This is a genomic window from Roseomonas sp. TAS13, assembly GCF_001950415.1.
GTDB lineage: Bacteria > Pseudomonadota > Alphaproteobacteria > Acetobacterales > Acetobacteraceae > Roseomonas > Roseomonas mucosa.
The window spans coordinates 1-7768 of the sequence record NZ_BDLP01000211.1; the positions used below are offsets into that span (position 1 = coordinate 1).

Annotated in this window: 9 protein-coding genes; 5 read left to right on the forward strand and 4 right to left on the reverse strand. The window is 70.7% G+C overall.

Annotated features, from left to right (window positions below; all coding sequences use genetic code 11):
- On the forward strand, positions 1-439 hold a 439-nt coding region (locus ROTAS13_RS15560), incomplete at its 5' end, for a phosphopantothenoylcysteine decarboxylase (RefSeq protein ID WP_305793719.1).
- Positions 436-888, forward strand: a complete 453-nt coding sequence (gene dut, locus ROTAS13_RS15565) for a dUTP diphosphatase (protein ID WP_075822789.1) — start codon at positions 436-438, stop codon at positions 886-888. The genes ROTAS13_RS15560 and dut, both read left to right, overlap by 4 nt.
- Positions 889-906: 18 nt before the next feature.
- Here the strand turns inward: dut and ROTAS13_RS15570 are convergent, their stop codons facing one another.
- Together ROTAS13_RS15570 and ROTAS13_RS15575 are read right to left on the reverse strand one after the other, a co-directional pair.
- Positions 907-2121, reverse strand: a complete 1215-nt coding sequence (locus ROTAS13_RS15570; RefSeq protein WP_075822790.1) for an MFS transporter — start codon at positions 2119-2121, stop codon at positions 907-909.
- A gap of 222 nt (positions 2122-2343) precedes the next feature.
- Positions 2344-3081, reverse strand: coding sequence for a class I SAM-dependent methyltransferase (locus ROTAS13_RS15575; RefSeq protein ID WP_019460496.1), 738 nt, complete (start codon positions 3079-3081; stop codon positions 2344-2346).
- A gap of 104 nt (positions 3082-3185) precedes the next feature.
- Here ROTAS13_RS15575 and mutM point away from each other — a divergent pair, with 104 nt between their 5' ends.
- The 3 genes from mutM (at position 3186) to ROTAS13_RS15590 (ending at position 6508) form a co-directional block, all read left to right on the forward strand.
- Positions 3186-4076, forward strand: a complete 891-nt coding sequence (gene mutM, locus ROTAS13_RS15580) for a bifunctional DNA-formamidopyrimidine glycosylase/DNA-(apurinic or apyrimidinic site) lyase (protein ID WP_075822791.1) — start codon at positions 3186-3188, stop codon at positions 4074-4076.
- Positions 4077-4168: 92 nt separating this feature from the next.
- A complete protein-coding gene (locus tag ROTAS13_RS15585) occupies positions 4169-4957 on the forward strand; it encodes an OBAP family protein (RefSeq protein WP_019460494.1) in 789 nt (262 codons plus the stop codon).
- A gap of 249 nt (positions 4958-5206) precedes the next feature.
- Positions 5207-6508 (forward strand): MFS transporter, encoded by a 1302-nt coding sequence (locus tag ROTAS13_RS15590; RefSeq protein WP_075822792.1) that lies wholly within the window; start codon positions 5207-5209, stop codon positions 6506-6508.
- 43 nt (positions 6509-6551) lie between these two features.
- Here the strand turns inward: ROTAS13_RS15590 and ROTAS13_RS15595 are convergent, their stop codons facing one another.
- Positions 6552-7019 carry a GNAT family N-acetyltransferase gene (locus ROTAS13_RS15595; protein ID WP_083755563.1) on the reverse strand — a complete coding sequence of 156 codons (468 nt, stop codon included), beginning with the start codon at positions 7017-7019 and terminating at the stop codon, positions 6552-6554.
- 251 nt (positions 7020-7270) lie between these two features.
- Positions 7271-7768, reverse strand: a 498-nt coding sequence (gene bluB / locus ROTAS13_RS15600) for a 5,6-dimethylbenzimidazole synthase (RefSeq protein WP_075822794.1), incomplete at its 5' end; no start/stop codon positions are given.

Genomic DNA, 7768 nt, shown 5'->3' on the forward strand with positions numbered 1-7768 from the left:
TCGCCTTACGGTGGAGCTGTGCGTAGATGTGATCAAGAGACAGGTGGATGCGGCGGTCTGCGCCGCGGCGGTGGCGGACTGGCGCGTGGCCGAGGCCAGCAACGGCAAGATCAAGAAGCGCGAGGGCGCGGCCCCGCCGGAGCTGCGCCTGGTGCCCAACCCGGACATCCTGGCCACGCTCTCGCACCATGCGCGGCGCCCCGGCCTCGTGGTGGGCTTCGCGGCGGAAACGGACGACCTGCTGGCGAATGCCCAGGCCAAGCTGGCGCGCAAGGGCTGCGACTGGATCGTGGCCAACGATGTCTCGGGGGATGTGATGGGCGGCGCGGAGAACAGGGTGCATCTGGTGACGCGGGACGGCATCGAGGACTGGCCGCGCCTGCCGAAGGAGGAGGTGGCGCACCGCCTTGCCGCCCGGATCGCGGAGGCGCTGGCATGAGCCACGCCACCATCCAGGTCACCCGCCTGCCCCATGCCGAGGGCCTGCCCCTGCCCGCCTATGCCACGCCGGGCGCCGCGGGGATGGACCTGCTGGCGGCGGTGACGGCACCGCTGACCATCCCCCCGGGCGGGCGGGTGCTGGTGCCGACCGGGCTCTGCGTCGCGCTGCCGGCGGGGCACGAGCTGCAGGTGCGCCCCCGCTCCGGTTTGGCGCTGAAGCACGGCATCACCATGCCCAACACGCCCGGCACGGTGGACGAGGATTATCGCGGCGAGCTCTCGGTCATCCTGATGAATGCCGGGCAGGAGAGCTTCACCGTGGAGCGCGGCATGCGCATCGCCCAGGCGGTGCTGGCCCCCGTGACCCATGCCGAATGGGCGGAGGTCGAGGCGCTGCCGGAGACCCGGCGCGGCACCGGCGGATTCGGCTCCACCGGCACGCGCTGAGGCGGAGGCCCGCCGCCGTCAGCGGCCGGCCAGCGCCGCCTGCCGCCCGGTCAGCTCCGTGAGGTAATAGGCCATGCCGGCCAGGGCGACGGCCCCGCCGAACCAGGCCACGCCGGTCCAGCCGCCCTGGGTGAAGAGCAGGCTGGCCATGGTGGAACCCACGGCTCCTCCCAGGAAGAAGATCGCCATGTAGAGCCCGTTGAGGCGCGAGCGGATCTCCGCCCGCAGCGTGTAGATGGCGCGTTGTCCCTGGATCTGCGTCATCTGCACCCCGGCATCCAGCACGACCGCCGCGACCACCAGCGCCGCCAGCGAATCCCGCCCCAGCCAGGCGATCACGAAGGCGCAGAGAGCGAAGGCAAAGGCCAGGCCCGTGCTGGGCCGGGTCAGCCCCCGGTCGGCCAGCCAGCCCGCCAGAGGGGCGACCAGCGCGCCCGCCGCCCCGGCCAGGGCGAAAAGCGCGATGCCGGTCTGCGACAGGTGGAAGGGCGATTCCATCAGGTGCAGCGGCACCGCCGTCCAGAACAGGCTGAAATTGCAGAACTGCGCCGTCTGGTAGGCGGCGCGGCGGCGCAGGATCGGCGTGTCGCGCAGCACCGGCCAGAGCGAGCGCAGCAGCGCGCCGTAGCCCGCCTGCGGATGCGGGCGGCGCTCCGGCAGGCGGCGGGACAGGATCACCGTGAGGCCCGCCATCAGCACGGCGGAAAGGATGAAGACCGACCGCCAGCCGAAATGGTCGGCGATCAGGCTGGCCGCCGGGCGGGCGAGCAGGATGCCGAGCAGCAGCCCGCTCATCACCTTGCCCACCACCTGCCCGCGCCGGGCCTCCGGCGTCATGTGCGCGGCCAGCGGCACCAGCATCTGCACCGCCACCGAGGCGATGCCGACCAGCAGCGAGGCCAGCAGGAAGACCGGCGCCGAGGTGGCGAGCCCGGCGCCCAGCAGCGCCAGGGTGGAGCCGGCCAGGGTCAGCGCCACCAGCCGGCGGTTCTCCACGAGGTCGCCCAGCGGCACCAGCAGGATCAGCCCGGCGCAGTAGCCGAGCTGGGTCAGGGTCACCACCAGCCCCGCCACCGCCGGGCCGAGGCCGATGGAGGGGGCGATCAGCCCGATCAGCGGCTGGGCGTAGTAGATGTTCGCCACCGCCATGCCGCAGGAGATGGCCAGGAGCAGGATCAGCCCGGAGGACGGGCCGCCGTCGTGCTCGCGCAACTGCGCCGCGCTTTCCGCCATGCATCACCTCTTCCGCTGCTGCTTCGGTCAGGAGCCTTCCCCGCCGGGCAGCGGGCGACGGGGGCGCGGCAGGCGGCCACGCCGGGGCGTCAGGCTCGGACGGCCCCGGACCAGATAGGCCGGAGCGGCACCGAAGCGGATAGGTCCAGCCCCGCCGGGAGCGCATTCCTGCCCGGCGCTGCGGCGCAGCAGGCCGGGCGGGAGTGGCAGGTCAGGCCCGGGTCAGAGGCGCCAGCCGGTGTGGATCGCCACGATCCCGCCCGAGAGGTCGCGGTGCGACACACGCTCCAGGCCGGCGGCGCGGAACATCTCCTCCAGCCTTTCCTGGTCCGGGAACTGGCGGATGCTTTCGGCGAGGTACTGGTAGCTCTCGGCGTCGTTGGCCACCTTGGCGCCGATCGCCGGCAGGGCCTTGAAGCTCCAGGCATCGTAGAGCTTCGCCAGCGCGTCGATCCGCAGGCGGGAGAATTCCAGCACATGGAATCGCCCGCCCGGCCGCAGCACCCGTCGCGCCTCCCGGATCACGGCATCCTTGTCCGTGCAGTTGCGCAGGCCGAAGGCCATGGAGACCTTCTCCACGCTGCGGTCCGGCAGCGGAATCCGCTCGGCATCGGAACAGACGAAGCTCAGCCCCTCGGCCAGTCCGCGCGACAGCGCCCTGCCCTGTCCGACGCTCAGCATGCTGGCGTTGATGTCCGACAGGATCACCCGCCCCGCCCCGCGCTCCTTCGCCAGGAAGGCCACGTCGCCCGTGCCGGCGGCGAGGTCGAGCAGGGTCTCGCGCGGCGAGGCGGCGATGGCGGCCACGAAGGCGCGCTTCCACAGCCGGTGGATGCCGAGCGACATCAGGTCGTTCATGACGTCATAGCGGGGGGCGACGCTGTCGAAGACCCCACGCACCAGGCTGGCCTTCTCGTTGCGCGGAACCTGGCGGAAGCCGAAATCGGTCTGGTCGGACATGGCACCCTATCTAGAGCGGAACGCCGCGCCGGGATATCCGCCCCGCGGCGGCTTTCCATGCCCCCACCGGGGGCGTGATCCCCCCGCCCTCCATCGGAGAGAAGATGCCCGAACTGCCCGAGGTCGAGACCGTGATGCGGGGCCTGTCCGCCGTGCTCACCGGCCGCACCATCGCCCATGCCGAGACCCGCCGCGCCGGGCTGCGCTGGCCCTTCCCGCCCGACCTGGCGATGCGCCTGACCGGGGCGCGGGTGGAGGGATTCCGCCGCCGCGCGAAATACATGCTGATGCGCCTGTCCACCGGCGATTCGATGCTGGTCCATCTCGGCATGTCCGGCCGCATGGTGGCGCGGCTGGAGGAGTCGCCGCCGGTCCCTTCCCTGGGGCCGCAGGGCGCGGCCTCCGACACGCGCGGCGCGGCGCCGGAGCGGCATGAGCACCTGGTGATGGAGACGGAGGATGGCTGGCGGGTCGGCTTCTGCGACCCGCGGCGCTTCGGGATGGTGGACCTCGTTCCCACCGCGGCGGAGGATTCGCACCGCCTTCTGGCCGGGCTGGGGCCGGAGCCGCTGGACGACGCCTTCACCCCCGCCATCCTGTCCCGTGCCCTGGCCGGCAAGGCGACGCCGATCAAGGCCGCGCTGCTGGACCAGCGCATCGTGGCCGGGCTCGGCAACATCTACGTGTCGGAGGCGCTCTACCGCGCCGGGATCTCCCCCCGCCGCCTGGCCGGCACGGTGCCCGGTGCCCGTGCCGCGCGGCTGGTGCCGGCGATCAAGGCGGTGCTGGAGGAATCCATCGAGGCCGGCGGCTCCTCGCTGCGCGACTATGTGCGGGCGGATGGGGAGGTCGGCTTCTTCCAGGAGCGCTTCCATGTCTATGACCGGGAGGGTGGCGCCTGCCCCGCCTGCCCCGGCCCGCCGAAGTGTCCCGGCATCGCCCGCATCGTGCAGGCCGGGCGCAGCACTTTCTTCTGCCCCCGGACCCAGCGCTGAGGCCGCCTGCCCCCGGGGCAGGCGGCCTTCGGGGGGATGCCCGTGACCTTCCGGGTCTCGCCGCGTTCCTCCTGCGCAGAGGAGGCAAGGCCATGGCATGGTTCCACGACAGGTCCTGCGCGCATTGCGGCGGCCGCAGCCCGCTTTCCGCCATCGGTCTCGGCGTCGCTGCCGGCGTCACCGCCGCGGCGGGCCTGCTGCTGGGCCGCAAGGTGCTGGCCACGGCGCGCACCGGCAAGGGCCATCCGCTGAAGCACCGCGCCCTGGACCTCGCCGCCGGCGCCATGCAGACGAAGTATCCGCTGGAGGCGATGAGCACCTACCTGAACGGCTTCCACATGTATGGGGACGACATGGGCCGGCAGGTGGAGGCGACGCATTTCTGCATCCATCTGCGGCACGACCTGCACCAGTGCGTGATCTTCGATTCCAACCGGCCGGATGCGCGGCTGATCGGCATCGAGTACATCATCAGCGAGGAGCGCTTCCGCAGCCTGCCGGAGGAGGAGAAGCGCCTCTGGCACAGCCACCACTACGAGGTGAAGTCGGGCCTGCTGGTGGCGCCCGGCATCCCGGAACTGGCCGAGCGGGCCTATTTCAAGGATCTCGTCTCGACCTACGGCAAGACCTTCCACAACTGGCAGTACGACCGGGACGATTTCCCCTATGGCATCCCGCAACTGATGATGGGCTTCACCGGCGACGGTCAGGCGCATCCGGAGATGGTCGAGGCGCGGGACCGCCGCCTGGGGATTTCCACGGACGAGCGGCGGCGCAAGCGGGAGGGCATCCCCATGCCAGAGGTCGCCGAGGGCGCCAATTCCTGGGAAGGCGGCCGCACCGTCCAGACCCGGCTGGAAGAGCTTCCCATGCGCCGGTAGCGGCTCCGGCCGAGCGCCCCGGGCCTCCGCTGGGCCGGGCGGGAGCCCCCCGGTATGGCTGGCGCGGCCTGGATCCGTCACCGCCCGCCATGTTGCGGATCGGTAACATGATCTGGTTCCCGCATTGGCTTATCCTCGTACGGCACTCCTGAATCCGTCTCTGTTCCGGGCGAGGCGAGGTCCCCTTGCATGCGCGAAGCCGGCATCCGGCAAGGGAAGCGGGGTGCGAACCAAGATCGAGGAAGCATCGTGGTCCATGAGAAACAGGTGATCTCCAAGATCACCCGGCGCCTGATCCCCTTTCTGGGGATCATCTACCTGATCGCCTATATCGACCGGCAGAACGTCAGCTATGCCAAGCTGCAGATGGTCGGCGCGCTCGGCCTGTCGGAATACGCCTATGGCCTCGGCGCCTCCCTCTTCTTCATCGGCTATTTCCTCTTCGAGGTGCCGAGCAACATCTTCCTGGAGAAGTTCGGCGCGCCGCGCTGGTTCGCGCGCATCATGGTCACCTGGGGCGCCGTCACCATCGCCCTCGCCTATACGCAGGGCACCACGATGTTCTACATCCTGCGCTTCCTGCTGGGCGTCTGCGAGGCCGGCTTCTTCCCCGGCGTGCTCTACCTCCTGACGCTGTGGTACCCGCATGAATACCGCGGGCGCATGGTCGGCTCCTTCATGGTCTTCAGCGCCTTCGCCAACGCCATCGGCGCGCCGATCGGCGGCATGCTGCTCGACCTCGACGGGCTTGGCGGCCACCAGGGCTGGCAGTGGGTCTTCCTGGTCACGGGCGTGCCCGCCATCGTGATGGGCATCGCGACGCTCTTCTACCTCGACCGCGGGCCGCAGGAATCCCGCATCCTGTCGCAGGAGGAGAAGGACTGGCTGGCGCGCCGCCTCTCGGACGAGACGCAGCGCATGCGCAAGACCGAGCACAAGAACCCCCTCGCCGTGCTGGGGGACCGGCGGGTGTTGCTGATGTCGCTCTACTACGTCGCCTTCCCGCTTGGCGCCTATGGGCTCAGTTACTGGCTGCCGACCATCGTGAAGGGCTTCGGCGTCAGCAACACCGCCAATGGCTGGATCAACGTGATCCCCTGGCTGCTGGTGGCGCTCGGCCTCTATGCCTGGCCCAAGCTCGCCGCCGGGAAGAGCCCCACCGCCTTCATCGTCATCCCCGCTTTGTTCGGCGCCGCCTGCCTCGTGCTCAGCGTCTATGTGCCGGACAACACGCTGCGCTTCGTCTTCCTCTGCGGCGCGGCGGTCGGGATCTTCGCGCCGCAGCCGGTGCTCTGGGCCATCCCCTCGGCCTTCCTGACCGGCGCCTCGGCGGCGGCGGGGCTCGCGGCGATCAACTCGGTCGGCAATCTCGGCGGCTTCATCGCCCAGAACGCGATCCCCTGGATCCGCGACAGCACGGGCAGCAACACGACGCCGATGCTCTTCCTCGCGGCCTGCCTGGTGGTGGGCGCGCTGATGACCTTCCTGGTCATGAGCGTGATCCGGCGCCACGGGGTGCGGGAGATCAAGGTGGCCGAGGCGGCCCTGTAGCCACCACGGCCGGGGATGCCGTCCGGGCGGCATCCCCTTCGCCTCAGCCCTCGAGTGGCTTGCGCATGTGGACGATCACCCCGCCCGTCCAGGTCTCTTCCCTCTCCACCTCGTAGCCCAGGCGCCGGTAGAGGTGGATGTTCTCCGCAAAGCGCTGGTTGGTGTAGAGCCGGACCTGCCCATACCCCTCCGCACGGGCCACCGCCTCGGCATGGGCGACCAGGAAGCGGCCCAGCCCCTGGCCCTGATGCGCCGGCAGCACCGCGACATTCTCGATCATCAGATGGTCCGGCTCCAGGATCATCTCCACCAGCCCGGCCAGCACATCACCCTGGTGCAGCAGGCCGATCCGATGCCCCTTGCGCAGAGCTTCGGCGTAATCCGCCGTCATCGGCCAGGGCTCGCGCCCGATGAGTGGGACCCATCGGGCATAGGCCGCGCGAGACAGGGCGCGGATCGCCCCGGCATCCGTCATGACGGCGCTACGCAGGGTCGGAATCTCGCTGGTCACAGGGTATCTCCGCTGGAAGCCAGGCCAGCGGAAGGCATGAAACATCCCGCCGACCGGTGGTGGGCAGGAAGTCCGGGTCGGCGGGTCGTGAAGGGCGCTAACGCCCCTTCGGCCGACCTCGCACTAGAAACAGCGCAGCGCCCACGCCCTGGATGCAGGGCCGACGTCGCATCGACATCGAGGAAGGTGGGCGGCGCATGCCCCACATTGCGTTGTGGCCCGCCCTCGCTGTCAACGATTCGATGCCGTGATCAGCGCCGCAGCAGCCGCTCCGCGATGGGCCGGCGCTTCTCCCAGCCCAGCCGCTCCAGCTCCGGCGAGGCTTCCTCCGCTTCCGGCCAGCCGAGGCAGAGATAGCCGATGAACAGCCAGTCCCCCGGCACATCCAGCACCCGCCGCACCGCCGCCGGATCGAGGATGGAGACCCAGCCCAGGCCCACCCCCTCGGCCCGCGCCGCCAGCCAGAGCGTGTGCAGCGCCATCACGGCGGAATAGGCCACGGTCTCCGGCATGGTTTCCCGGCCGAGCCCATGGCCCTGCGTCGGGTCGCCCTCCGCGAAGAGGGCGAGGTGGCAGGGCGCCTCTTCCAGCCCGGCGAGCTTCAGCCCCGCATAGAGCCTGGCCCGCTCCTCCGCCTGCCCGGCCAGGGCCGCGGCGTTGCAGCGGGCGAAATCCGCCCGGATGGCGGCGCGCCGTGCCGGGTCCTCCACCAGCACGAAGCGCCAGGGCTGGCTCAGCCCCACCGAGGG

Bases quoted from the DNA above. Each gene is read 5' to 3' on its own strand.
- dut (WP_075822789.1), top strand. From the start codon at position 436: ATGAGCCACGCCACCATCCAGGTCACCCGCCTGCCCCATGCCGAGGGC.
- mutM (WP_075822791.1), top strand. From the start codon at position 3,186: ATGCCCGAACTGCCCGAGGTCGAGACCGTGATGCGGGGCCTGTCCGCC.
- ROTAS13_RS15570 (WP_075822790.1), bottom strand. From the start codon at position 2,121: ATGGCGGAAAGCGCGGCGCAGTTGCGCGAGCACGACGGCGGCCCGTCC.
- ROTAS13_RS15585 (WP_019460494.1), top strand. From the start codon at position 4,169: ATGGCATGGTTCCACGACAGGTCCTGCGCGCATTGCGGCGGCCGCAGC.
- ROTAS13_RS15575 (WP_019460496.1), bottom strand. From the start codon at position 3,081: ATGTCCGACCAGACCGATTTCGGCTTCCGCCAGGTTCCGCGCAACGAG.